Origin of the sequence: Shewanella submarina (assembly GCF_042646185.1) — a bacterium.
In the GTDB taxonomy this organism is placed as follows: domain Bacteria; phylum Pseudomonadota; class Gammaproteobacteria; order Enterobacterales; family Shewanellaceae; genus Shewanella; species Shewanella corallii.
Genome location: NZ_JBHRTD010000018.1, coordinates 304,988 through 331,574, shown reverse-complemented (window position 1 = coordinate 331,574; position 26,587 = coordinate 304,988). Strand labels below are relative to the sequence as shown.

The window sequence follows — 26,587 nt, the reverse complement described above, 5'->3', positions numbered from 1 at the left end:
CCCTGAATATCAGACTCAAACAGGATAAATTACAGACAAAAAAATACCCGCCAATTGGCGGGTATTCGATGTTAACGCTTTAAGGCGTTGTTACTCTTCAACAGGAGAGACTACAAACAGCAGGTCACCCTGAGACACCTGTTGGCCATTGGAGTTCAGAATACGCTCGATGCGATATTTCTTATCCTCTGGGTACAGTACAGCGTTTTTGCGGTTGAAGCCTGCCAGAGTCACCTGAGAGAACATCTTCATTGCTTCGGTCAGTGCCAGTGTCTGGTCAACAGTCACTATGTCACCTTCCTTAACGAAGTCTGCCTCACCCGGAGCCGGAGAGGTATAGAAGATACCTGCGCCCTGGGCCAGTACTTTCAGCTCATCACTCTCGCCTACACGTAGAGAGGCAGTATCCACCGCCTGAGTCTCGGCGGCCGCTTCCATCTCAGCGATCAGCTCAGGGATATCCAGCTCTGCCATCAGACGTGGCAGGTAGTTGGTATCGTACACACCTTCATTGAAGGTAGAGTCCTTGAGGATGCGCTTCAGCAGTGGGATGTTGGTAGAGATACCCTTAATCACCACGCTTTCCAGGTATGCCAGCAGCTTGGCCACAGTATCTTCACGGTTTTCACCAGTCATGATGATCTGGGCAATCAGACTGTCGTAGTAAGGCGATACTTCTTTGTCTTCACCAGCAATGGAGATGATCTCAACATCCGGATGCTCTGGCATCACGTACTCAGTGATCAGGCCTGGGTTAGGCAGCAGCTGCAACACGTTATTGCTGTCCAGCGCCGCCTTCTCGGCAGTCACACGTACTTCGATGGCATAACCCTTGTCCTGAGCTTCCAGTTTCTCAATAGAGCGACCGGCTGCGATGTCGAACTGGGCACTGACGATGTCGATGCAAGAGGTAGCTTCTGTTACCGGGTGCTCTACCTGCAGACGGGTGTTCATCTCCATAAAGTAGACTTCGTTGGCATCCAGGTTGTAGATGAACTCCACAGTACCTGCGCCCATGTAATCTACTGCGTTACCCAGTGCACGGGTATATTCCAGCACCTGCTGCTTCAGCTCTTCAGGCAGCATGGTTGAACCAGATTCTTCCACTACCTTCTGGTTGTTACGCTGCACTGAACAGTCACGCAGACCCAGCACCTTGGTGTTACCAAACTTGTCACGCAGCAACTGAACTTCAATGTGACGCAGAGAGGTCACATATTTTTCCAGATACAGGTCACCATTACCGAATGCCGCTGCCGCTTCGGTGGAGGTCTTCATAAACAGTGGGATCATATCCTCAGGGCGCTGCACCACTTGGATGCCTTTACCGCCACCGCCCTGTACCGCTTTCAGCAGAACCGGGTAACCAATTTCATTGGCCACGTTCACCGCCTGCTCGGCGTTGCTCAGGATACCGTGAGAACCCGGTACCACAGGCACATTGTTGGCCTGAGAGGTCTTAATGGCGTTGGACTTGTTACCCATGGTGGTCATGGAGTGTACGCTTGGACCAACAAAATTAACGCCGTTGTTCACGCACAAAGCAGCAAACTGCGGGCTCTCGGACAGGAAGCCGATACCAGGGTGCAGTGCATCAACCTGCTCATACTCAGCCACTTTCAGCACTGAGTAGGCGTTCAGATAAGATTCGTCAGAGGTATTACCACCCAGACACACCAGCTTGTCGTTGTCCTTCAGCATATCTGCAGGCACGGCTGTCATATCTGGATCTGAAGCCACCAGCACAACATTGATGTCGTTGTCGTGGGCTTTGCGGATCAGTTTCACCGCAGTACAACCACGGGCATGTACCAGCACCTTGTCGATAGGCTTCATCAGGGCACGAGGGTCATCCTGAACCAGCTCTTCATCTTCCAGCTGCATCTCTGGTACCAGAGTAGACAGGGCGCTGCCAATCACATCGTCAATGTTCTGAGTTGGCATTGGCATCAGTGGGTCAATGCTGGCCAGCTGAGAATCCAGAGTCTCGCTGAATGGGTTGTGTACCATGCCATTCATCGCACCCGGTACCTTGGACAGATAGTTGGACAAGGTAGAGGTGGATGGCAGGTAAGCAGGTACCACCATTTGACCGGCAAACGGCATATTGGTACCGGACAGATAGTAGGTCTGCACCAGAGGGTGAGTCACAAATGACGCCTGAGCACCACCGGTACAGTCACCGAAACCGAACATCAATACAGGCAGTTCGTTGTCACGGATAAAGCGGGTAATACGGTCGTTAACCACGGCCATGGAGAAGAGTGCCGCCGCGCCTTCTTTGGTCTGCATACCACCTGAGCTGATAAAGCAGATAACCGGCAGCTTACGCTTGGCACACTCAATCAGCAGGGCTGAGAACTTCTCGGCACTCGCCATATCGAAGGCACCGGCCTGGAAGGCCGTGTTGGATACAGCAACACCCACTTTGATCTTCTTGCCGTCACGGTTGAAGTCAGCGATACCGGTAATCAAACCACATGGACGAATGCCCTTGTCCAGCGCGTCTTCGATAGAAAGACGGAAACCAGGGAAGTTCAGCAAGTTGGCTGACATCTTATCCGCTTCAACTTCATCGAACTGAGTGAAGAACTTGCCGATAATGTTTTCCCAGGTCATGGTGCCGGTCTGCTTAACATCGCGCAGCACCTTTTGGATCAGCAGATCCTGATAACCCATGGTCAGACGGTTCCAGAAGTCTTTACGACGACCGATACGCACTGGGTTGATGGCACCTGTGTACTGAGTAGAGTCTTCTTCACTGTCGAAGTACTCAGGCAGCAGACGCTCAAAAAAGTAGGTCAGAATAACGAACAGCGAGTTGTTCAGCTGCGGGAAGCCCACGCTCTTCCACTGCTCTACGCGCACCAGCAACTCGGCACGGTTGGACTGACCCATAAAGTACTTCAGCCACTTATAGAACTTGCTCTTGTCGTTAGCTACATCCTGAGTCGACAGGGCCTTGTCGATAGAGGTGTGCAGCAGGCTGTCCACAGACGCACGGGACAGACTCTTGGTCATCATGGCTTCCTTGGCGATAGAGGCCAGGTTCACCACAACGTTGTCGTACAGGGCGTTGAAGATCAGAATGTTGTAGCACTGCCAGATAAAATCTTCGCGCAGTTCTTCGTTAACCACCACATCCAGCACTGTCATTTCGTTCAGTTCAGGCCATGGCTTTTGAGTTACTTCGGCAGGCAGATTTTCCAGATACTGGATCAGGCCTTTGAAGTTGTTGGCAGCATTGCTCTTCCAGCGGTGGTACAGGGACCAACCAATATTGAACATCAGCGCTTTACGCGCCTTCTTATAGTTCTCTTTTGGTTCACCCAGGATCAGACGGGTCAGCATGTTACGTTCAGTGCTGATCTCATCACGCTTGGCAATAAAGTTGCCCCACAGCTTGTTCAGCTCATCGTCGTAAACCAGCTTGTCCGGACTTGCCAGCCAGGTCTGGAACACTCTGTCCTGCTCTTGCTGAATACGGGCTTTCAGGTCACCTTCAGGCACGCTCACGCGGGACAGACGACCATACTGCTCAGTAGAGATGGAGTGGATGCGGCTGCGCAGCGTTAGATAACGCAGGTAGCGATAGGCACTGCCAAACAGGTTCAGGTGCATGGTTGGGCTGCTGGCAACCGCCAGTTCAGCGTGGTGCTCAAGCGACTTCAAACCTGAAGATGGGTTCAGGAAGCGGTCCAGAGAGCGGTCATAGTGTTCGCGCAGATCTTTGGACTCTTTAACGAACTTAACCGCAGCGCGTTCAACTGCCTCAATAGAGGAGATGATGGCACGACGCAGGTTGTGCTGACGCTCGTCACGGTCGGAAGGCGAGAAGTCAATGATGCCGTCGATACAACCAGCGGTGTACAGCTCTTCGGGAGATACCCCTACAGACTTGGCACACTCCTGCCAGGACAGGTTGTATTTACGGGCAATGCTCTGCAGGCCCTGAGGCTGAATGGTGTTAAAGATACCGTCACGCAAAGACAGCAAAATGTTGGCCGCAGCCAGAGGAATCGCACCACCAGAGTAACCGGCACCGATAACAATACCGACAGTAGGTACGTCAACGTTGGCACTCTCGGCAATGGCCTTGGAAATAGAGTGCGCCTGGTTGTGGCTGTTGGCCACTTCGCCTGCATCTGCTCCGGGTGTGTCAATCAGGAAGATAATAGGCATGGACAGCTCGGCGAACAGGCGAATGGCCTGGCAGCAAGCCATATGATGTTCTGGCATCCAGGCACCGTTGGCGGTGCTGCGTTCCTGGGCGATAAAGCCCACGCGACGGGTGCGGGAGCCGAAGTTCAGTTCAACTTCAGCACTGTAAAATGGACCATTGTGGGTCTCGCGGATCACCTTGCCTTTCAGGTCGGCAATAATGCGCTTGGCGCCGGGACGGTTTTTATCCTGAGTCGGTTGAATCACCTTGGCGACATAACCATCTACATCCAGGCTCGCCAGGTCTTTGAGGTTGGTCTGGATAGCGTCGTCATCCAGCAGCCCATGGATCTCGTCTGATAAGCTCTGCTTGCTGTGTTCCGGAAACAGAGAAAAATCTTTTGCCAGGTGCTCAGCTTGTAAAAAAAGCGGATCGGCAGTCACTGCTTGAGTCGTGTTAGCGGGCTGATTATTGCTGGTCATCTAAAGATCCTCTGCTTAGCCTCTGAAATTTTTAGCCAATAAATATAACTTTGTTATTAAGTCAAATACCATTAAACTGCCTTGGATGCTTTGTTCCATATTTGAGACAGTGAGTAAAACATGCCAGATTTGAACGGTATGATGCTGTTCGCAGCCGTGGTCAGGGCCAAGGGCTTCTCTCAGGCAGCACGGGAAACCGGCATGCCTAAATCCACCATAAGTCGCAAAGTCGCCCAACTGGAAGAGCAGCTTGGGGTCCGATTATTACAACGAAACACCCGCCACCTGAGCCTGACTCAAGTGGGCGCGCTGTTTTTCCAACATTGCGAAACCATCTGCCACGAAGTGGAGGCCGCCAAGGCAACCATAGAAAACACTCACAATGACGTATCAGGTTCATTGCGGGTGGCGGTACCTGTCTCTTTCAGTCAGGAAACCATTGCCAGCCTGTGCAGCGGATTTATGCGACTTTACCCAAATATTCAACTGGATGTTCAATTTACCGACAATGACGTCGGTTTGGTGGGGGAAGGATACGACATTGCAATCAAATATGGACCCCTTCAGTCATCCGACCTCGTTGCAAGGCTGCTGTTTGAGCGTCAGCCAATTCTGGTTGCAAGCCCGGGATACCTGAAGAATAAGGGCACTCCAGCCACTCCCAAGGAACTGGCCGGACATCATGGAATATTGCTGGGAACCTCCCGCAGCGCACCAATTTGGCCGCTGGGTAAGGGCAGTCGCAAGACTATGGTGAACTTTCAGCGCAAGGTCAGGGTCAACAGTGCTGTGATGGTTAAACAACTGGCCATGGACGATTTTGGTATCGCCATGTTGTCTTCATCCAGCTGCAAAAATGAGATAGCCAGAGGCAGTTTGGTGCCCATTCTGCAGGAATGGCCCATCGAACCGTTCAAGGTTTACGGTGTTTACTCGAGCCGCCGACAACTCGCGACCAATATCAGCGTATTTCTGGATTTCTTTACCAAGCGCTTTAACAGTCAGGAAGCCGCTCAAGCCTTGATGTTCTGATTGTAAAAAAGAAAAAAGGCGGCCCGGGCGGACCGCCACTCGCTTCCGGGAAGGTGTAGAAGCGACAAACTGACTATTCTGTATGTCAGAAGCGATAAGGGAATCTCAGGCTGATCTGATAGTCGGGAGTATCCTCGGTCAGACCGGCGCCAATACTGGTTACCATGGACAGCGAATCGGTCAGCGCCAATGTCGCCCCCAATCCCAGCGTCGCGGTATTGGTGTCAGATCTCGGAATACTCTCCCAGGGTCCTCCCTCTACTCTTTGTTTGGTTTTGCTGAAGAATCTTTGGTTGAAGCTCATCCCCAGACTCATACGCTCAGATACCGCAAACGCCAATCCAACGCTGTAATCTATATAATCACCCAGGTCGATTTCACCGGGGACAATACCTGCCTGGCCGGTAATATCATCAAACTCCTGAGGCAGATTCACCCCATAGTTAAGGTTGAAAAAGACAATGGCCGGATCATAGGTTTTTGCCAGACTGAAGCCGGTTGATACCCCCCAGACACCGTTACCGGATGCCATCTCACTGGGATAGGTCAGGTTGCCTGACTCGGATGTCAGCAACTCGATGCCGTAGGGATCTTTACCTGTTGGCGCTTTCACCCTCAGGTTCCATACCCAGTCCGGCGCATCCTGAGTCTCCGCCATAATCCGGTAATAGATACCCGCACTGACATCCCCCAGCAACGCATCATCCACTCTGGCGACTTCATATCTTTGGCTTGAATTACCCTCACCCACTGAGTCAAATTGGTTTTCTCTGTAGATGTAGGGAACACTTAAATCTATCTGCCAATTCTCGTTAAAACTGTAGCGAGTGGTCAGGTCCAACTGCACATTGGAGGTGCGTATCCTGTCCAGATTCAGGTTCCCCAGGAAAATCGCATCCAACGCCAGGAAGCCACGCAAAATCAGGTCCTTACGACTGAAATAGCTGTAACTCAATGACGGTTCAATACTGAACTTGCGACTGAATACAGTATGGGTTTCCTGCAATACATCCTCGGTACTCCGGCTTCTGTCAGGTGCCTTCTTGGTATCCGCCACCTGAGTCCCTGCCCCTGTCTTATCGACGGCGGTTTGAGTGGTCACCTTGGCCGGTGCCTGTTGCACTGGCTGTCTGGCAATCTGCTGCTCGGCCTGCTTGTTGGTCCTCTGTTGCGGTCGCCCTTTATTCAACACCTGCTCGCTGTTCAATACCCTTTGCGCCATGTTGTTGAGCGCTTTTTGCTGTTGCTGCATTTGCTGATTCATCATCAACAGCTGCCGCTTAAGCCGGGTGATCTCCTGTCGTAACGCCTCCTCTTCCTGGGGCGTTGCCGCTCTTGCCACCGGTGCATCATTAGCCCACGCAGCAGATGTACTTCCCAATGACAAAAGCAATATGGTTGGTAAGACGCCTTTTTTCATGGCATACCTCGCATTTCAATGTGTCACCCGGATACTTGTGAATGCCCGGCTCCGGATGAACAAGGATGAAAGCGGGAGACACAAGCTCCCGCAAAGGTAAAGCAGGGGGTATTAGTGATTTAGTCCCAGCAGCTGTTGAGCCAGCACGCCTGTGGGTATGGTTCCGATATCTATCCCTGCATATCTGAGGTCAGAAAGGTTACTTATCGCCTGAGCACCACCATGGATGTCTATGCTTTGCAGTAACTGACCGTTGCCGCTTTGATTCAGGATCCCCTGGACGGCCGCACCGGATGGCAGATTAATCTGCATGCCCAGTTGACCGGTTTGAGTGGAGAACAGCACATCTCCCTGACTACTGACCCATTGCTGGCCAATCGCCACAACCACGCCATTTTCCAGCGGTGTCAGGGTTCCTTCAGCCAAAGACATATCATTGAATGCCCGGTTACTGCTGCCCGCTATCTGGATCCTTTGCTGCAAACCGGATTGCTGGCCAAGCAGCTCAAACTGAGCCGATTCTGATGTGGCAGTTACCGCGTCAGAGACTGTCACCTGCATGCCGGAAGCCGCAGAGATCTCCACCTGCATATCCGCCTGTCGAACCTGACCATCCGGCTGGATATAGCGGGTTTGCATCAACAACCCAAAGTAGTAGTCCTGACCACTGACCGTATACTTGCCGCGAATTGCACCCAGCTCGTGTTCTGACAGCTCCTGAGGTTGAGCCATCACCGCACCTGCCAGGGTAAGGGCCGGCAGACCCAGCAGTTTCAGTATTTTCGCTCGCATAATCCCTCCTGGAGACGCTGTTGAATCCGGTAAAAACTCCTTCAGAGCATGTCTGAGTAAGAGAAGCCAAACTCCATCAACTCGGCATCAGACAAAGGTGACACAGGCTCAAGCGCCCTGTAGCTCAACCTTTCTCTCGGATTCAACAGTATTGTGTCCTTCTCATATGCCCGGCCGATCACGACGAATACCACCTGGTTCCACTTATCCAGAAAGTCCTGCTGGGGAATAATGCGATTTCCCAGCGCCGGATCTCCCAGATAAACCATGCCTCTGTCGATGCGTCTGAGCACCACAAAGTGGTTGTAGCCATTGTCGTTAATCAGCACTATGGCCGGTATTTTCAGCTTCATCAGCTCCTCTATACCAACCCGATACCCCCTGCCTCTCAGGGACTTTTCCTTGAGAAAATGTTTCATATCCAACAAGGAAAAACCTTTCTGAGCCACCACTTCCATGTCCGCTTGCTCCAACATGCCGTTCATCACATCAAACTCTTTGATATCCGGCATGCCGTAGGCGAATTTGAGAATAGTCGCCAGGCTTGCAGCCCCGCAGGAGAAGTCAGTTTGCTGTGGCACCAGGTGCTCGAATTTGCGTTCACGTATGCTCTGAATGGATTTCTGATAGTGCCCCATATTGGGGACCAGGCCGTTAAGCACAACTTCAGCACTTTGTACTGGATGCCAGCACAGCAAAAGCATGGTTAGAGACAGAAATTGCCGACTGTTCAAGGTCATGGGCATATGGGGGGAGACCAGCTCCCCCTTCCCTTTTTAGTTTTCGCCAATCGGTGTACCTGACGCGCCAATCGCGGTCAGAGACAGGTTGTTGGCCTGCAGGTTGCCGGTGCCGGAGGCAACGTTCACACCGATATTGCCACTGGCGCCATTGAAGGCGTTGCCGTTAACACGGGCGACATTGGTGCTTCTCTGCTTAACCTGCTGGATGATCATTGGCAGGTTACCGGTTACAGTACCGGCCAGTGCCAGTTCACCCTCTTCATGGAAGGTCATGGTTTCATCAGCATCGTCATTACCACCGGACGGAGTACTCTGGTCGAAGTCAATGTGACCCCAAAGCGTCTCATTACCTGAATCATGTTCACCGTCAGGATCCAGCCAGATTTCAGGGTAGTATTGCGAGGTCATTTCAGAGTCGCCACTGTAGGTGCCGGTCGCATCCAGAGCCAGAGAGACCTGAACCTGAGCATAGGTATCCTCAACAACACCCTGGTTCATAACCATGTTGCCACCGGTAGCCTGGTTGTTGGATACAGAGGCTTCGCCCAGACGACCGTTGTATACAGATGCCGCCATATTATTGGCCTGCACATTGTTGTTACCGGACGTCACGTTCACCCCGATGTTACCGCTGGCACCGGCAAAGGCGTCACCACCTACGCCTGCGGTATTGGTGCTGGCATAGTTGCTGGTGTAATTGGTCATGCTGGTTTGGTTACTAAAGATTTCGGCATCACCGGAACCAAATGCAAATTCAGCGTCGATTGCAGCCAGAGCAGCAGAATTAGCCTGGGCGTTGTTGTCACCGGCGGCAACGTTCACGCCGATGTTACCGGCAGCATTCTGGAATGCAGCATCCGAGATGCTGGCATTATTGTTGTGGTAATAATTTGAGCCTGAGTTATATACAGAGCCCTGATTATTCTCCACAACTGCCATACCCAGGCCATTGGCCGTGATATTGCCGCGAATAGCTACACTTCCTCTGTACTTAAGATCCTTCTCAACGCTTACCTTCTTCTTCAGGGTGACGCTTGAATAATCCTGATCACCATCATCAGTTGCCATTGCAGGCACGCTGATCACGGCCGCGATAATCATAGCTAAAGGTAGTTTGTTCATCTTCCATTCCTCCATTTGGACTAAGGGAAAGCACACCTGGCTGTCCCAAGATTAATTCCCGCCTGATAGCTGCAACGAGAATTGGTTTACGGCTACATTGCTGTCGCCGGAAATCTGATTGAGCTGAATAACCCCCTGAGCCTGATTAAGGCTATCCGGGGCAATATGGGTTTGATTATTGGAAAGCACACCACTGTCAATGCCTGGAGACAGGGCGCTGACCAGAGTCAAATCACCATCCTCGAGTGATGCGGGCATAGCTGAAATAGCACCAGCGTTAAGCTGGATGTTCTGGTCACCACTGACCTGATTCACGCTGAGCAATCCCACAAAACCGGCAAATGCCATGGATTCAATGGCTGTCATGGCGTCTCCATCACCACCAAGTAAGTCATTACCTGCGAGCTGATTAAGCTGCGCTGTGTGGGCCATCTGACCTATGGCATGACTATTGTCCTGTTGGTTGAAGTTGCCTGACGCCATATTGACCGAGGCCTTTCCATTCGCTCCCTGAAATGCCTGGTTGCCAATTACGCTGACATCCTGAGCATGCAAAGAGGTCGAAGTGATAATCAGCAAAGCCAGTAACCCACCCTTGTCTGTTCCTTTCACATCCCCTCCCATGTCATCCGTACAATCCACAGAGTTCATCGCAAGTGGGATGCCAAACTTGGTAATCAAATAGAATCAATAGGTTAGCCTTGAGTTGAGATTTTCAATTCTCAATAATGAGATAGACTGCGCGCTAACTGATTGATTTGGTAATCAATCAGCAAATAGGTGTCAGTCTTAAAAGTGAGACAAAGTCAGTGAGGGGGGGGTGTAGATTTTTAAGGGCCACAAAGCCCTGACAGCACAATGGGACAAACAGGCAGATAAACAGGCAGATAAACAACAAAGCCACCCGAAGGCGGCTTTGATAATTATACCTTAAAGCAGGTTAGCAGCTTGTTGACTTCGCTATACGGCGATTCCGTGTTTCTCCAATAGCCTGTAAATAGTGGCCCGGGAGATCTGCAGCTGGCTGGCCGCAGGCTCAACCTGACCCCGGCAGCTTCGCAAAGCAGACTCCAGAGCATTGCGCTCAGCAGCATCTTTATGGGCTTTGAGCGAGCTTACGACCTCTGACTCCCGTTCCCAGCTCAGCTCCAGATCTGTGGGTGCTATCTCCTGCCCATCACTGAGTACAACCGCACGCCGGATCCGATTCAACAATTCCCGAACATTACCGGGCCAGGAGTGGCCCAACAAAGCTGACTCTGCATCCGCTGAGAGTATCTTGCGTGCCAATCCAAACTCATCTGAAAACTGATCAATAAAGGTTTGCGCCAACGGCAGAATATCTCCCTCCCTTTGTCGCAATGGCGGGACACATAGAGTCACCCCATCCAGACGATAGAAAAGGTCCAATCTGAACTCGCCGGTATCCAGCGCTTTTTCCAGATCCACATGGGTAGCAGCAACAATACGAACATCGGCAGTGCGGCTGCCCTGTCCACCAACGGCATCAAACTTTCCTTCCTGCAGGAATCGCAGCAAGTTGACCTGCTGCTCAAGAGGCAGATCACCAATCTCATCCAGAAACAGAGTGCCGCCATCCGCCTGCTGGATTTTGCCCACCCTTTGACTGACCGCACCGGTAAAGGCACCTTTTTCATGTCCAAACAGCTCGGACTGCACCAGTCCTGAGGCAATGGCACCACAATTTACTGCAATAAAAGGTCCGGTGCTTCTGTCTGACAATTGATGTATTTTGCGGGCGACCAGCTCTTTACCCACACCACTCTCGCCCCTGATAAGCACAGGAATACTGGTTGGTGCTATCCTGGCCAGCTGCGCCTGCATTTGTCCCATCACACAAAGATGGGCCGGAGCGTTACCTTGCTTTTGCCCCTGTGAAAGCACACTGCGGAGCCGGCACATGCCCATCAGATGGCCAAGCACCACAGTTAAACGATCAAAATCCACTGGAGCTGTATGGTAATCCGCGGCATACAAGGAGATCAGTCGGGCAATGGATGGCTTTTCCAGAGCCTCCTCATCGGCCAACACCAGCAACAGCATTTTCTTGTCCAGCCTTTTGGCCAGAGGAATAGTCCAGGACTCATCAAAGCACTGGCGAACGTCCATCACGCAAATCTCTGCGTTCAGTTCCGGAAGGTTTACTGCATTGGTATCACTGATTTCAAGGCTGTATCCCCGCTGTCGAAGCTCACAAATCAGCCGTTGATCAGCATACTGACCAATATAGAGTAGTGAAGAATTCATGGCTGCTAATCCTGCTATCTGTCGTCCCTGAGTTCCTGCCAACATAGAGTTGATTCAGGAGCTCTGTCATTGCTGTAACTGCATTCTGTTACAGGCAATCCCTTGACACTTTTAGTGCGATGTTCGCACCAAGCTTTTGTTGATAGTTTTATTAGCCACAATAGAAAGGACATTCAGAATAGAGCTTCACAAATCTAAAGACCAGCCATATAACAAATCAGTTTTTGACACATAAAGCTTATATCTTCAGGTTATTTAATGTTATCAGCCTCTGCTTTGTTATCCCCAAAGCCTGTTGCATACTGTTAAATTGAAACAGGTTTTATACTGCCGCAGGGTGTCCGCACCCTGAGCCAATAAAGATTCGAGGGACGCTTATGTTTAACAGGTTATGGATGACTGGCGCTTTAATGCTGGCGATGACCGCCAACGCCAATGAAGTTGAAGAAGCGAGGCTGGAATCCGCCCGGGCACAACTGCCTGATGTGGTGGATCGCTATCAGGGCTTTAACGATAAACTGAGTCAAACCATGACGGCGGCCACAGATGATCTCGAGCTAACCAGACTGGTTGCAGATCAGGGCAAGCGCCTGTGGCAACAGGCGGTAACAGATGTGCGTTCCGGTAACCCGGATGACAGACCTCTGTACTGGAGTCGCCTGAACATGAGAGACACACTGGCCAGCCAGGATGCGGGTATCAAGCTGGTTGACTGGCAACGTCTGGTGCTGTTGAACGCTGTAGAAAAAGCCTCCCGCGGCATGAGTGATATTCAGTTTGATGATGACGTCCAACTTCGCATTCTGTTGACCGGCTTTGACCCATTCTTCCTCGACAGAGATATTTCCCAGAGCAATCCCTCCGGACTGGTTGCTCTGAGCCTGGATGGCTATAGATTTACCGTCAACGGCAAAACGGCACAGATAGAAACCGCGATGATCCCGGTAAGGTTTACCGATTTTGATCAGGGCCTGATCGAGTCTCTGCTGACACCGGTATACAGAGACAAACAGGCAGACATGATAGTCACTGTCAGTATGGGCAGAGATCAATTTGATTTGGAGCGATTCGTGGCCCGCAACCGCAGTGCCAGGGCGCCGGATAATCGCAACCTTTATACAGGGGCAGACAAGAGCCACCCTCTGGCGCCTCTGTTTCAGGGAAAGACGCTGAATGGACCTGAGTTTATTGAGTTCTCTTTACCTGCTGGCGCCATGACAGGTGTGGCAGGTAAATGGCCCGTTAGAGACAACCATAACGTCAACTCACTCGAGCGGGGCGAATTTGCGGCCCAGTCAATTGGCGAGCTGACCAACCTCACCTCTGTAGAAGGTGGCGGTGGCGGCTATCTGTCCAATGAGATCTCCTACCGCGCGTTGAGACTGCAGGTATTGATGGACAGTGACATTCCCACCGGCCACATCCACACCCCCAGGGTGAAGAGTTATGACAGGGAAACCGAAATGGCCATTGTTGAGCAGACCCGTGATCTGGTTGCTGCCGCTGCCGCCACTTTGTGACCTACTGCCAGATGGGGTTATCATAGCCCCATCCACTCCTTACCCTTGTACCCATGTTGCAACGCTTTCTTTCCGCTCTGACCACACCCAAAGAGCAACCTTCTGCACCCAAAGCGGCCACTCAGCTCCAGCAACAGTTGCTGGAGAGGTGTGAAGCCTGCTTTCATCAGGCAGAGCAGCGCCTGAAGCGCAAGTTCCCCCGCCCGGCTATCAGCTTTGCTCTCAGGGGCAAGAGCGCGGGTACGGCCCACCTGCAGCAAAATCGCCTGAGGTTTAACCCGGTACTGCTGAAAGAGAATCCCGAAGCCTTTATGCAAGAGGTGGTTCCCCATGAAATTGCTCACCTGCTCTGCTTTCAGCTCTACGGCACAGGCAAAGCGATTAAGCCCCATGGCAAAGAGTGGCAAGCGATTATGCTGCAGGCATTTGATCTGACGCCCCGCGCCAGCCACAGCTTTGATATCAGCTCTGTGAGGGGAAAAACCTATGCCTACCAATGTCAGTGTGGCCCGGTTGAATTAAGCGTTCGTCGTCATAACAAGGTTCAACGGGGTGAAAGCCGCTATCTTTGCCGCCGTTGTAAGCAGGTACTGACCCCCGCAAAGTGACCTTGCAAGGCTGCCGGGCAATCCTTAAACTGCTGCGCGAGCCCCGTCAGAGGGCATCACAGCTTTTAAGGGAACAGTTTGAATTTATCTATCTCAAGGCCGGTAATACTGCTTTCCGGTCTGTTGTTGAGTTTTGCACTGCAGGCGTCACCGGCCCATCCCACCAGCTTCAGCCAGGCTAAGCGACTGGCCACCGGGATTTATGGTCAATCCGCTGACGTAAAAACCTTTTACTGTGGTTGCCGGGTCAATACCGGCAGCAAAAAGTGGTTACCTGAACTCGAGACCTGTGGCTATCAGGTTCGTAAGCAGGAAAATCGCGCCAATCGCATTGAGTGGGAACATGTGGTTCCCGCCTGGGAGTTCGGTCACCAACGTCAGTGCTGGCAGCAGGGTGGACGCAAAAACTGCGGTAGAACTGATAGCACATTTCGCAAAATGGAAGCAGACCTCCACAATCTGGTGCCTGCCATCGGCGAGGTTAACGGCGATCGAAGCAACTACAGATTCAGTCAATGGAATGCGCTGGCAGGACAGTATGGTGAATGCGAAATGACGGTGGACTTCAAAGACCGCAGAGTCGAGCCACCAGCAAGAGCCCGCGGCGCCATTGCCCGCACATACTTCTATATGCAGCAAACCTATGGTCTGCAAATCGCGTCCAGCCAACAAAAATTATTCAACGCCTGGGATAAAACTTATCCCGTAGATGCCGTAGAATGTCAGCGGGATGCAGAGATAGCCAAGGTACAGGGCAATCACAATCCTTTTGTTAAATCCCAGTGTGACGCCCGCTTCCGGGACAGTCGCCTGGCTGAATGAGGTAGTCAAACCAATGAGAGTTCCACGCATTTATCAGCCTTCGCCCCTATCTGTCGAGGCGACTTTGCCTCTGGATGAAGACGGTGCGGCCCATGTTGGCCGGGTGCTGAGAATGGGACCGGGTGAGCAAGTCTGCCTGTTTAATGGCGACGGCAACAACTACCTTGCTGAGATAGTTTCCGCGGGAAAGAAAAATGTCGATGTGAAGGTCCTATCCTGCGAAGCCAACAACAGTGAGTCACCATTGAACCTCCACCTTGGTCAGGTGATCAGCCGGGGCGACCGAATGGACTTCACCATTCAAAAGTCGGTGGAGCTTGGGGTCAACACCATCACGCCACTGTTTTCAGAACGCTGCGGCGTCAAACTCAATGGTGAGCGACTGGAGAAGAAAATCCAGCAGTGGCAGAAAATCGCTGTCAGCGCCTGCGAGCAAAGTGGCCGCAGTGTCGTTCCTGTAATTCGCCCTGCTATGGACTTACAGGCCTGGTGCGCAGAAGAGAGTGACGCACTCAAGCTCAACCTGCATCCAAGAGCCGCTTTCGGTATCAATGGCCTGCCACAGGATAACAAACGCATTCGTCTCTTGATCGGCCCTGAAGGCGGCCTGTCCGCAGACGAGATCGCCATGACCGAAGAGTACAGATTTACTGATGTACTGCTGGGCCCGCGGGTACTGAGGACAGAAACCGCTTCTCTGACCGCTATCACAGCACTGCAACTGCATTTGGGAGATCTGGGCTAAGCCCGGAACTCTGTAAGCCGCATTGTCGGCTGACAATAAAGGACAACCATTAATGATCAAACTCGGCATAGTGATGGACCCTATCAGCGCCATCAATATCAAAAAAGACTCCAGTTTTGCCATGCTGCTGGCCGCTCAGGCCCGTGGTTACCAGCTGTTTTACATGGAGATGCAGGACCTGGCACTGCTCGACGGTGAAGCCGTGGCCAATATGCGCAGCCTGTCAGTGCAGCAGGATGCCGATAACTGGTATCAGCTGGGTGAGGTGGAAAACAAGCCTCTGGCAGAGCTGGACGTAATTTTAATGCGTAAAGATCCGCCATTTGATACTGAGTACATCTATGCGACCTATATGCTGGAGCGCGCAGAAGAGCAAGGCACGCTGATTGTCAACAAGCCGCAAAGTCTGCGTGATGCCAACGAAAAGCTGTTTACCGCCTGGTTTGCTCAGTTCACTCCCAAGACTCTGGTTACTCGTGACGCCAAGCGTATTCGTGAATTCCACGCCGCCGAGAAAGATATCATTCTCAAGCCGCTGGATGGCATGGGTGGCAGCTCTATCTTCCGCGTTAAAGAGCAGGACCCAAACCTGGGTGTGATTATCGAAACCCTGACAGGCCACGGCAGCCAATATGCCATGGTTCAGAAGTTTATTCCTGAAATCACCGAAGGCGATAAGCGCATTCTGGTCGTGGATGGTGAGCCGGTTCCATACTGTCTGGCCCGTATTCCTCAAAAAGGCGAAACCCGGGGTAACCTGGCCGCCGGTGGCAGTGGGGTTGCACGTCCTTTGTCAGAATCTGATCTGGCCATCGCCAAAGCGATAGGGCCTGAATTGAAAAAACGAGGCCTGATTTTTGTTGGTCTTGATGTCATTGGCGACAAGCTGACAGAGATCAACGTCACCAGTCCTACCTGCATCAAGGAAATTGAAGCCGCATTTGATGTGGATATTACCGGTATGCTGATGGACGCCATCGAACAGCGCATTAACGCCAAATAGTACTTTTTACAGGGATTGTTTTTATGAGTTACTCCGCCCGTCTGAAACGCCTCAGCTGTGCTGTTGCGCTGACTTTGGTCGCACTGCAATCACAGGCACAGGGACTGACGCCTGTGCCAACAACCCCCAAAAACATCATAGTGATGGTGGGGGATGGTATGGGGCCAGCCTATACCTCGGCTTACCGCCTTTATATGGATGACCCGGATACAGAGGAAATTGAAGAGACCGTCTTCAACCGTTTGTTGGTTGGCAGTGCCAGTACCTTCCCAGCCAGGGAAAGTGGTTATGTCACCGATTCAGCCGCGGCGGCAACTGCGCTCTCCTGCGGTATTAAAACCTACAACGGAGCCATTGGTGTCGACTCCCAAAAGCAGCCGGTTCCAACCTTGCTGGAAAGAGCCAAACAGCTGGGAATGGGCACAGGTGTTGCTGTAACCTCACAGGTCAATCACGCTACACCGGCAGCCTTTCTGACTCATAACGAAAGCCGTCAGAACTATGAGGAGATAGCTGAGAGCTATCTGGCGACAGATGCTGAAGTTATCCTGGGTGGCGGCCAACGTTACTTCCCGTCATCTCTGACCGACAAGTTCAAGGCCAAAGGCTATCAGGTTGTCACAAAGATGGCTGAGCTGGAGCAAGTGAATAAGCCGGATGTACTGGGTTTGTTCGCTGACATCAACCTGCCCTGGGTGAAAGACGCCACTTCCGCTGATCAACTTGCAGAGCTGACTGACAAATCGCTCAAGCTGCTGTCTCAATCCGACAAGGGCTTTGTGCTGCTGGTTGAAGGCAGCATGATTGACTGGGCCGGACACGCCAATGACATAGGTGCAGCCATGGGCGAGATGCAAGGCTTTGCCAATGCGGTGGAAGTTGCAGAGCAGTTTGTCAGACAGCACCCGGATACTCTGCTGGTTGTCACTGCCGACCACTCAACCGGAGGCCTGACAATTGGTGCCAACAGCGAGTATCGCTGGAGCCCTGAGGTGCTGCGTACCATGACGGCCACCACAGCCACCATTGCAGCCAGGGCTATCGCCGAAGATAACTGGCGTGCAGAAGTGGAAACAGGTCTGGGCTTTAAACCGGACGACAAAGAGTGGCAGCAATTGGATATGGCCAGAATGCAGGGACAGGATGCGATGACATCAGCCCTGCGTAAACTGGTGAATGTTCGCACCAATACCGGCTGGACGACAGGTGGACACACAGGTGTAGACGTTGAAGTATTTGCGGTGGGCGCCGGTTCAGGCCTGTTCCATGGTCATCAGGACAATACGGATATCGCCAACAAGCTATCCAGTCTGCTGCCTGCCAAGGCTCAGTAAAGCGAAGCTGCAGAAAACGAAAAATAGCGCCCAGAGGCGCTGTTTTGTTTTGCATCAATTCCCGGGGGCATCCCCTAGCCCAACTTTCCCATCTGTAAATAGTTCTCCGCCTTTGGCCAGGGGTGCTCATAACTGCCATTGGCAAGAATACGCTGCACCTGCTCTTCGCTCACAGGACGTGAATAGAGATAGCCCTGGGCCAGCTCGCATCCGCTGTCCCGCATAAACTCCTCCTGAGCATCGGTTTCAATCCCCTCAGCCACCACATCTCTGCCCAGATTATGGGCCAGTTCGATTACTGTGGTCACAATGTGAGCATCGGCGTTATTTTCCAGAACTCCTTTGGTAAAGCAGCGGTCAATCTTGAGCACATCAAAGGGCAACTGCTTAAGATAACTCAGCGAGGAGTAACCGGTTCCAAAGTCATCAATGGCAATCCTTATCCCAAGTTCCTTCAGCTGGTGCATCACGTCCATCGCGAGATCCACCTGCTCGATGACACTCTCCTCTGTCACTTCCAGTAACAGGGTTTCCGGCTTGACCGGATAGAGCGCCAGCAGCTCACTGACAGTCTCTTTCAAGCCAGCAGCCAGATAATGGCGCGCCGATAAGTTCACAGCCAGATAGAGATCATCGCCATAGGCATGCTGCAATCGGGTCAACATACGAACCCCTTCCCTGAGCACATAGTTACCCACATGGATAATGGCGTCTGAGTGCTCGATATCCGGGATAAAATCACCGGGCATAATCAAACCACGCTCGGGGTGGAACCAGCGAATGAGGGCTTCAAAGCCTTTAAGCTTGCCATCATCCAGGGCCACGATAGGTTGTAAATAAAGGGTCAGTTGGTTGTCGGCAATGGCATCGCCGATATCCTGCTCTACCATCATGCGGTTATTGGCATGGTGCAGCATGTCATAGCTGAATACCCTGTAGTTACTTCTGCCGGCGTGCTTGGCCTGATACATGGCCAGCTCGGCATATTTGATCAGATCTTCTGCCGACATCGCCGGATCTTTGCAGAAGGCAATACCTATACTGGTGGTGATAATCAGCTTGTGGCTTTTCAACACGACAGGCTGTTGCAGCGCAGAGAAGATCTTATGGATGACTTTAGGGATCTCCTGCTCCTGCTCAATCCCCCGCACCAGAATAAGAAACTCATCTCCCCCCTGACGGAATACGGTATCCATGGCTCGGACACTTTCGCCAAGACGACCAGCCACTATCTTGAGCAAACGGTCACCCTCGTTATGTCCCAAGGTGTCATTGATGCGCTTGAACTCATCGAGATCCAGAAACAGCAGCGCGACCTGCTCATGCAAACGGCCAACACAGGCGATAGATTTATTCAGTTCATGAAGCAACATGGGGCGATTGGGCAGGCCGGTCAGCATATCCAGCATCGCCAGCTTTTCCAGCTCCTGAGTCCTGGAAACCACTACCTGCTGCAGGTATTCCAGTTTGTCGGTCAGGTCCAGTGTCGCTCGTTCAACATTATCGACCTCATCCATCACCCCATGAGACACAGGGGGAATGGCATGCCGCACCCCCTCATAATCTGATTTGGCAAGCAACGGCAAGGTTTTGGAGTGACGCTGTAATCGGCTGATGGGAGACCAGGCTAACACAGCCAACAACAGAGTGACCAAAACCAGTGCGCTGAGCATAATGCCCAGCATATTGCGCTGGAATTGTGACAGTGTCTGATGCCATTGAGACAGGTCACACAAGACGACCAGCGCAGGCCCGGTATCAGCCGCATCCAGAGGGAAAGCCCAGATTGCCAGGGACTGTTGCTCGCTGTTGAAGATCTGATGCCCCTGCAGCAGTTGGTTCCAATTCCAGCGACTGGCGACCCGCTGCAGTACTGGCAAAGTCGCTTTGCGGTCGCTGATGCTGAATAGCTCCCTGCCCCAGAATCCAGCTTTGGGCAGACGTGGCTGGAACCGACCCAATACAGCAAACTCCAACTCCTCACTGCCATGAAGCCCGGTAAGAATATCTGTCAGTTCGGTTTCCACCAGCATCAGATAAACCTTCCCCTCCAACACCCAGGGAACAGCCACCTGCAAACGGCAGAATTGAGCGCAATGCACCTGCCAACCTGGGCCAGACATCACAGAGTCCGCAGACACAGGGGCGGTCGCTGGCAAGGGTTGTTCGCCCAACATCAATAAATTTTGACCACTGGTGTCATATAAACCCAAGGCGGTCAGATCCCAGTGCATCTGCACTTCAGACCAACGTTTTTGCAAGAGTGTGGGGAGATGCGAGACACCTTCGGGATCGCCGGCGGTCAACAAATTGACCTGTTGCGATACACGCACAGCCCGGTCAACAGCCCGGCGAAGAGAGTTTTGAAGGTTATTGGCAAGGGTTTGGCGCTGCAGCTGTAGCTGTTGTCGCTGTTGCTCTTCCAGTTGACGATAGGCAAAGGTGCCGAGCACAGCACCGATAACAAGCATCATCATCAGAACGCTGAGCAGCAGTTTCCATTTCAAACTCAGGAACCAGTATGTTTGTCCCTTTTCACTCATAGGGTCACCATTGGATCCGATAAGACAGCTGCAGCATCAACATGCTCCAGTCTTTAGCCTGCTGGTTCGGATCCCGAGTCAGGAGCGGCGAAACCCAGGCAGCTCCCTCTATCCAGTGGTATTCGGCGGCCAATAACCAGTCTTTATTCAGCAACCAGCGGCCTCCCAAGGTCCAATCTTTACTGTACGCAAAATAGGCGGGATTACCAGACTGAGCGGCGTAGCGGTTGCCAGCGTCATCATCTGTGTTGTCTACATAGTCGTCATACCTGAGGAAAAGCTCAACATTCTCAGGCAAAAGCGCCCGGCCTTCGAGATAATAGCCACGGTTGTGATCTTTTATCTCACCCGCAGCAGGTGGGATATATACCCCCTGGGTATGGCGATCTCCCAACAATAACTCCCCGGTCAACTCAAACCAGCGCCAGCTGTACTCCGCCGACAATACCCAGGCATGCAGATCCAGCTCTCCGGCAAAGAAAACACCGCCGGGATGGTACTCCACGCCGGCTTTGTAGTAGGTCGCACCGACTCGCCACTCATCGGCCTGATACTCAAGGTCGACACTGAAGAAACTATTGGAGTCCAGCTCACCGAAATCACCTTCACCAAATATATTACGGGTAAGATCTTCACTGCTGGCACTGCGGCCTGCCATCACGTGCCAATCCAGAATACCTCCCCCCAGATTGACCCTTCCGAAAAAGTCACCTCCATCTACGTGTAACTGAGCATCCCGGAAATAGTCTGAATAAATGGATTGAGGCAGCATAATACCGGGGCGGGTAAAGCTCATATCCCGGGTACTTGAATAGAAGCCCACTTCGTTCTTCATCCGACCACCGCGCACCCCCAAATGCCCTTTAGATAGCTGCCAGCGGCTTTCTGCAAACAGGTAATCGATACGAACATCGGACTCAGCCAGGGTACCCCACTGCCGGTACGTCAGCGCACCGGCAAAACGTACGGCAGACCAGGGTTGCCATGATGCCGTTGCCATCACCTCGGTTAAATCAAAACTACTGCTGTCATCACCAACAATAAACTGACTGTCATCCACGTCGGCATAGGCTTGATTGAGATAGCCATTAAACTGCCAGTCCTGTCCGGTAGCCCACAAAGGCCCACTGAATAACAAGAGACAAACGAAACTATAGGTCTTCATGGTCACCTCCCTGTGACGCATCCGCAGATCCCAGATAACCGATTGCACCAGGCGTACTCGCCACCAGCTGTTTCATCACCTGTTCATTGGGCACTATGGTGGGACGATCCCCCGTGCCAGAGTAGACAAGCCTGTCCCACCTGCGTTGCAGTACGTACGGCAATAGACTCAATTGCTGGATACAAAACTGCCTGTGCTCTTCTGAGTCTGGCTCCAGAATAAACACAGTGATGGGTTCACCATTTGGCCAGAACAGTTTCTGTCTGGAAAAGATAAGTCTGAGTTCTGCCTGTGATGGGGAATAGCCAGCAACCGACTCATGGGTAATAGTCTCAGCCGCCAGACATGGCCCCCAAAAGAGGCAAAACAACAACGTCCATATCGCCTTTAAGGGCATCTATTTGCTCCGTAGTCCTTTACAGCAAAAGCAGGAATCACAAAGAATATGCTGCAGACCTCTCCCGTCCTCGCAGCCCCTGCAATCCTCAGGGAATTCTTCCCTTTGTAAGCTTAGGTCAAATCCATGGAATTGCCGCTGAAATATCGGATTGGCTTGAGATATAATGTGCCCTTGTCTTACAGAATCCAGGCCAGCAAGTGCTCAGCAATCCTTCCCAACTCATAATCAGAAACAATCACTTAGTTAATGGACACAGTGTTCTTTTGCTGAATCATGAGGATGATTTGCTGGCAAAAGAACTGTTACAAAATGCCGACAGAGTCAGCGCTCTTGCACTGGACTTCCATCACTTCCTGGCACTGAAGCACCAGAGTAACGACAAGCTGAAGTGCTTTTTCGGTCACCAACTGCCAACAGATGACAGCTTTGATTCTGTGGTGGTTTACTTTCCCAAAGCCAAATCACTGGCCCCCTATCTGTTCAATCTGGCCGCCAGCTATCTTAAGCCCGGAGGTCAACTCCTGGTGGTGGGAGACAACAAAGGCGGCGTGAAGTCCCTGCCCAGGATACTGCCTAACTATTTCAGCCCGGCAATGAAACTGGACAATGCCCGTCATTGCCTGCTGTTTGCCGCTGAGCTGATTGAGCAGGCTCCAGCCATCAAGCTGACTGACTGGGTAAACCGCTATCAACTGCCAACCCCGCAGGGAGAACTCACTATCTGCAATCTGGTGGGCGTATTCAGCGAGAAGAAGCTGGATATGGGTACCGAGTTGTTGCTGGAAAATCTGCCCAAGCTGTCAGGCCGGGTGCTGGATTTTGGCTGTGGTGCCGGTGTGATTGCCGCCTGTCTGCTCAAAGATAACCCTGAGCTCAGCCTGGATTGCGTGGATATTAATGCCATGGCACTGGCTTCCTGTGAACTGACTTTGGCAGCCAATGGCCTGTCAGCCAGAGTGTACCCATCTGACGGACTGGCTCAAACCGAAGGCAGCTTCGATGCTGTTATCTCAAACCCACCATTCCATGACGGCTTGAATGCTACCACTGATATTGCGCTCAAGTTTGTACGCGACAGTCATGCCGCACTGAGCTCCGGCGGTTGCTGGCAGATAGTGGCCAACCGCCACCTGCCCTATTCAGAGACTATTGCAGCCACATTTGGCCAGGTCTGCTGCATAGCAAATAACAACAAGTTTAAAGTGTATCGACAGATTAAATAACTGAAATAACATCAAATACACTGCTGAAAATCTACAGCAGTGTATTATCTCAGGTAGCTGCCTCAAATTTCCCCTACTGTCGTTTTATTCAACAAATCCCTTGATATACTTAGCAAAAAAATTTGCAAGGGAAGCAAATGAGTCACCCTGAATTAATCAGTCTGAGTCGGGATAAGCATCAGGTTATTTTCACCGGTACTGCTGCCGAATATAAAGACCTCAGCATCAATGATATTGAGCTTGCCATAGACAAAGCTGGTTACGGAAACTTCTACCCTCTTGCCAGAGAGATAGAGTTTGTCATTCAGGAGCTCTCCCGCAGACATAAGTCCGGCACAACAAGTCCATTACAGCATGCCGTTGCAGAGCGAAGGGATGCTGAACTCAAACTGGATATCACCACAGACCTGATGCAGGCTCAACTGGTTTTGACCAGCCCCTGGGGCGGCAAATCCGCGAGCCTTGTCGATGTACTCACCCTGCTGCGCCAACATAAGGTCGTCAAAGGGATCCTCAAAACCAACATTGATGCCTTACTCAAACAGTGCCGCAATGCCCCACCCGGAAGCGTTATTCAAGGGCTTATCGCCAGGGGCGTGCCGCCGGTTCATGGCCGCAATGCCAAAAATATTCGTAAAGTCCCCCTGGCCAGAGAGCGCCTGATACGCCCCAAAGAAAGGGAAGATGGCACTGTAGATCTGAGGGACCTGGGCAAAATAGCCTCGGTCGCGCCCGGTGACATATTAATGGTGAAACGTCCCCCGTCGCAGGGATTCCCCGGCTACAACCTTATCGGCGACGAGCTGCCAGCAATTCCGGGGAAAGACATTGATCTGCTGCCGGGTCATGGCACCTGTCTCGACCATGAGGATGACAGTGTGCTCAGGGCCGATATGGCTGGTCTGCCTTTGGAAACGCCCAATGGAATGCAGGTTGATGACGTATTGCAACTGCATGATGTCGACCCTGCCAATGGACATGTGGACTTTCAGGGCAGTGTGATGATCCGCGGCGATATCAAAGAGGGAATGAAAGTTACCGCCAGTGGTGATATCTGTGTTCAAGGGTTGGTGCAGTCTGCGCAGCTACAGGCCGGTGGAGATATCATTCTCAATCAGGGCCTGATGGGAAGGCAACACCATGAAAACCACAGCTTACCTGCCAGTCTCATCGCCCGGGGCCAGATCTGCTCCCCCTTTGTGCAATATGCCAACCTCAATGCCGGGGGGGATATCAATATTACCCGCCAGCTCCTGCACAGTCAGGTTATCGCCATGGGGGAAGTCATGGTATGCGACCGCATTGGCAAACGGGGCGATATCATCGGTGGTTCAGTGCGCGCAAGCGCCATTAAGGCGGTCACACTTGGAGCCGATGCCAGCACTCATACCCGTATCGAATGTAATGACCAGAGAGAGGAACTCAAGCAGGAGATAAAGGAGCTTGAGCAGGAAAAACAAAACCTGGTGGTACGTAAAGTCCGTCAGGAAAATCAGCTGAACCAGCCAGGGGCCAAAAACGACCTTGCCAGATATCAGCAACTGCACAAGGATCATCTGTTCACCGCCACCGAGTTAAACCAACTGATTAAACGCCTGGAAGAGCTGCAACACTTGCTGGATAACTACTTTGATATTCACAACATTCAGGTCAGAACCTGTATCTACCCCAATGTTGAACTGGCTATCAGTAAAGCCACCCACAAAACCAACAGGATACACGGCAACTGCGCCGTTAAGGTGCTGCATAAAGAGCTGATATTCGATTACCAGTGCAAACCCAGGTTCGCCGCCACAAGCTAATACCATGGTATCATCCGCTTCATTTCTGACATTATTGAACGGATTACAAGATTGGAACTGCTGAATATTGAATGTCTTGGTCGCCCCTTACGACTGGAAGGCTCCATGGCAGGCTGGCAACAGTTATTCTGGGATAATACTCTGGTATCACAGCAAAGTGCCGGTAGCCAGGAGGAGGGCAACAGTCGCCATCAATTCGCTTTGACACAGCAAACCCAGGACGGCGAAAGCACGCAAATAGAAGTCGTGCTGGATGTTCAGCTGCAGTGGCAACCTTTTGTCTTGGATTACACTGTCACCGCCAATGGCAGCCCCCTGGCCGAAGGACAGCGCACCACCAAAGATATTGAACAGCAAACCCCTTACACCCCGCCTCCGAAGCCACAAAAGTTCAGTCTGGTAGGTCTTGCATCTCTCGGTTTTAAGCTGCTGAAAAGTGCCAAAGTAATTAAAGTCGCACTGGCGGGAGCCAGTGTTGCCGCATATTCCTGGCTGTTTTCATTCGAATTTGCGCTGGCGTTGATCGCCTGTCTGATGTTCCACGAGTATGGCCATATCCGGGCAATGAAATACTTCGGCATGAAGACCAAGGGGATCTACCTGATCCCCTTTATGGGCGGCCTGGCTTTGTCAGATGAGAAGATCAATACCCGCTGGCAGGATGTAGTAATCTCCATTATGGGGCCCACATTCGGCCTGTTTATGTCACTCCTGTGTATGGCATTGTACTGGCTGACAGGCGAGATCTTCTTTGCCGGTCTGGCAACCTTTAACGCCCTGCTTAACCTATTCAATCTGCTGCCTATTTTGCCCCTTGATGGGGGCCATATTCTGAAGAGCATCAGCTTCTCCATGAACAGTGTTGCCGGTTTGCTGGCATGTGTTGCCGGTGCGGCCATAGGAGTATTTGTCAGCTATACCTTTGGTCTGGCACTGCTTGGGTTCTTACTGTTGATCGGCAGCCTGGAAATCGTATTTGAATGGCGTACCCGCCACTATTCCCACCTGTTGCCGCTTGACAGATACGGACAGATTTTCAGCACTGTCTGGTACCTGTTGACTGTTGCCGCACTGGTCGGGGTAATCTGGTATTTCGCCGGCACGGGCGATGACCTTCTGGGTCTGCCTCTTAAGATTCTCCAGAGCTAACTCACACTCTAATTCCGGGGGGCTCCGGCCCCTTTTCCTTACCAGCCGTATCAGCTATTGCTCCAATCCCCCCTTATATTTGTTTACCCACTTTTCCACCCGCACTGAAATGAAGGGTAAAAAATCCCCTGAAACACTCACGCAGTTCAAAAAACACGCAAAAGAACAATGCTCTGTGGATATGGTTTAAACATTCATTTATGTTGAATCAAAGTGTCAGATGAGCGATGACTCTCTGCCAAACTTAAAATA

Annotated in this window: 20 protein-coding genes; 10 read left to right on the top strand and 10 right to left on the bottom strand. The window is 51.9% G+C overall.

All coding sequences use genetic code 11. The features are described from left to right. Positions 1-90: 90 nt before the first annotated feature. Positions 91-4,644, bottom strand: a complete 4,554-nt coding sequence (locus ACFOE0_RS18525) for an ATP-binding protein (RefSeq protein WP_248934084.1) — start codon at positions 4,642-4,644, stop codon at positions 91-93. Positions 4,645-4,764: 120 nt separating this feature from the next. Here ACFOE0_RS18525 and ACFOE0_RS18520 point away from each other — a divergent pair, with 120 nt between their 5' ends. After that, positions 4,765-5,676, top strand: a complete 912-nt coding sequence (locus ACFOE0_RS18520) for a LysR family transcriptional regulator (RefSeq protein WP_115137309.1) — start codon at positions 4,765-4,767, stop codon at positions 5,674-5,676. Between the two features lie 85 nt (positions 5,677-5,761). Here ACFOE0_RS18520 and ACFOE0_RS18515 read toward each other — a convergent pair whose 3' ends face one another. The 6 genes from ACFOE0_RS18515 to ACFOE0_RS18490 all read right to left on the bottom strand — a co-directional run bounded on the left by ACFOE0_RS18515 (position 5,762) and on the right by ACFOE0_RS18490 (position 12,021). Continuing rightward, positions 5,762-7,096: a transporter gene (locus ACFOE0_RS18515; RefSeq protein ID WP_248934083.1), complete on the bottom strand. Its 1,335-nt coding sequence runs from the start codon at positions 7,094-7,096 to the stop codon at positions 5,762-5,764. Between the two features lie 111 nt (positions 7,097-7,207). After that, the gene (locus tag ACFOE0_RS18510) at positions 7,208-7,888 is read right to left on the bottom strand and encodes a hypothetical protein (protein ID WP_248934082.1); all 681 of its coding nucleotides are present in this window, start codon (positions 7,886-7,888) and stop codon (positions 7,208-7,210) included. Between the two features lie 41 nt (positions 7,889-7,929). Then, positions 7,930-8,634 (bottom strand): C39 family peptidase, encoded by a 705-nt coding sequence (locus ACFOE0_RS18505; protein WP_248934081.1) that lies wholly within the window; start codon positions 8,632-8,634, stop codon positions 7,930-7,932. Between the two features lie 30 nt (positions 8,635-8,664). Continuing rightward, positions 8,665-9,753: a hypothetical protein gene (locus ACFOE0_RS18500; RefSeq protein WP_248934080.1), complete on the bottom strand. Its 1,089-nt coding sequence runs from the start codon at positions 9,751-9,753 to the stop codon at positions 8,665-8,667. Between the two features lie 51 nt (positions 9,754-9,804). After that, entirely contained in the window at positions 9,805-10,365 is a 561-nt protein-coding gene (locus ACFOE0_RS18495; RefSeq protein ID WP_248934079.1) for a hypothetical protein, read from the bottom strand. 348 nt (positions 10,366-10,713) lie between these two features. Further along, a complete protein-coding gene (locus ACFOE0_RS18490) occupies positions 10,714-12,021 on the bottom strand; it encodes a sigma-54 dependent transcriptional regulator (protein ID WP_248934078.1) in 1,308 nt (435 codons plus the stop codon). A 377-nt stretch (positions 12,022-12,398) separates the two neighbouring features. On the opposite strand from ACFOE0_RS18490, the gene ACFOE0_RS18485 reads away from it, so the two are divergent. The 6 genes from ACFOE0_RS18485 to ACFOE0_RS18460 all read left to right on the top strand — a co-directional run bounded on the left by ACFOE0_RS18485 (position 12,399) and on the right by ACFOE0_RS18460 (position 18,053). Beyond that, positions 12,399-13,541, top strand: coding sequence for a pyroglutamyl-peptidase I family protein (locus ACFOE0_RS18485; RefSeq protein ID WP_248934077.1), 1,143 nt, complete (start codon positions 12,399-12,401; stop codon positions 13,539-13,541). Between the two features lie 53 nt (positions 13,542-13,594). Further along, positions 13,595-14,149 carry a SprT family zinc-dependent metalloprotease gene (locus ACFOE0_RS18480; RefSeq protein WP_248934076.1) on the top strand — a complete coding sequence of 185 codons (555 nt, stop codon included), beginning with the start codon at positions 13,595-13,597 and terminating at the stop codon, positions 14,147-14,149. Positions 14,150-14,227: 78 nt separating this feature from the next. Next, a complete protein-coding gene (locus ACFOE0_RS18475) occupies positions 14,228-14,971 on the top strand; it encodes an endonuclease (RefSeq protein WP_380712516.1) in 744 nt (247 codons plus the stop codon). 13 nt (positions 14,972-14,984) lie between these two features. Further along, entirely contained in the window at positions 14,985-15,716 is a 732-nt protein-coding gene (gene rsmE / locus ACFOE0_RS18470; RefSeq protein ID WP_115137319.1) for a 16S rRNA (uracil(1498)-N(3))-methyltransferase, read from the top strand. Positions 15,717-15,768: 52 nt separating this feature from the next. Next, positions 15,769-16,719, top strand: a complete 951-nt coding sequence (gene gshB / locus ACFOE0_RS18465) for a glutathione synthase (RefSeq protein ID WP_248934075.1) — start codon at positions 15,769-15,771, stop codon at positions 16,717-16,719. A 23-nt stretch (positions 16,720-16,742) separates the two neighbouring features. Next, on the top strand, positions 16,743-18,053 hold the full coding sequence (locus tag ACFOE0_RS18460) for an alkaline phosphatase (protein ID WP_248934074.1): 1,311 nt from the start codon (positions 16,743-16,745) through the stop codon (positions 18,051-18,053). A gap of 74 nt (positions 18,054-18,127) precedes the next feature. Here ACFOE0_RS18460 and ACFOE0_RS18455 read toward each other — a convergent pair whose 3' ends face one another. From ACFOE0_RS18455 to ACFOE0_RS18445, 3 genes are read right to left on the bottom strand one after another with little or no spacing between them, the layout of a single operon-like run. Then, a complete protein-coding gene (locus ACFOE0_RS18455) occupies positions 18,128-20,596 on the bottom strand; it encodes a putative bifunctional diguanylate cyclase/phosphodiesterase (protein WP_248934073.1) in 2,469 nt (822 codons plus the stop codon). Positions 20,597-20,600: 4 nt separating this feature from the next. Continuing rightward, complete coding sequence (locus tag ACFOE0_RS18450) at positions 20,601-21,761, bottom strand: hypothetical protein (RefSeq protein WP_248934072.1); 1,161 nt, start codon at positions 21,759-21,761, stop codon at positions 20,601-20,603. Next, positions 21,748-22,131 carry a hypothetical protein gene (locus tag ACFOE0_RS18445; protein ID WP_248934071.1) on the bottom strand — a complete coding sequence of 128 codons (384 nt, stop codon included), beginning with the start codon at positions 22,129-22,131 and terminating at the stop codon, positions 21,748-21,750. The genes ACFOE0_RS18450 and ACFOE0_RS18445 overlap by 14 nt, the downstream gene beginning before the upstream one ends. Before the next feature lie 227 nt (positions 22,132-22,358). Here ACFOE0_RS18445 and ACFOE0_RS18440 point away from each other — a divergent pair, with 227 nt between their 5' ends. The 3 genes from ACFOE0_RS18440 (at position 22,359) to ACFOE0_RS18430 (ending at position 26,335) form a co-directional block, all read left to right on the top strand. Continuing rightward, positions 22,359-23,384: a methyltransferase gene (locus ACFOE0_RS18440; protein WP_248934070.1), complete on the top strand. Its 1,026-nt coding sequence runs from the start codon at positions 22,359-22,361 to the stop codon at positions 23,382-23,384. Positions 23,385-23,521: 137 nt separating this feature from the next. Then, positions 23,522-25,186 carry a FapA family protein gene (locus ACFOE0_RS18435; RefSeq protein WP_248934069.1) on the top strand — a complete coding sequence of 555 codons (1,665 nt, stop codon included), beginning with the start codon at positions 23,522-23,524 and terminating at the stop codon, positions 25,184-25,186. Positions 25,187-25,291: 105 nt separating this feature from the next. Continuing rightward, the gene (locus tag ACFOE0_RS18430; protein ID WP_248934748.1) at positions 25,292-26,335 is read left to right on the top strand and encodes a site-2 protease family protein; all 1,044 of its coding nucleotides are present in this window, start codon (positions 25,292-25,294) and stop codon (positions 26,333-26,335) included. Positions 26,336-26,587: the final 252 nt, after the last annotated feature.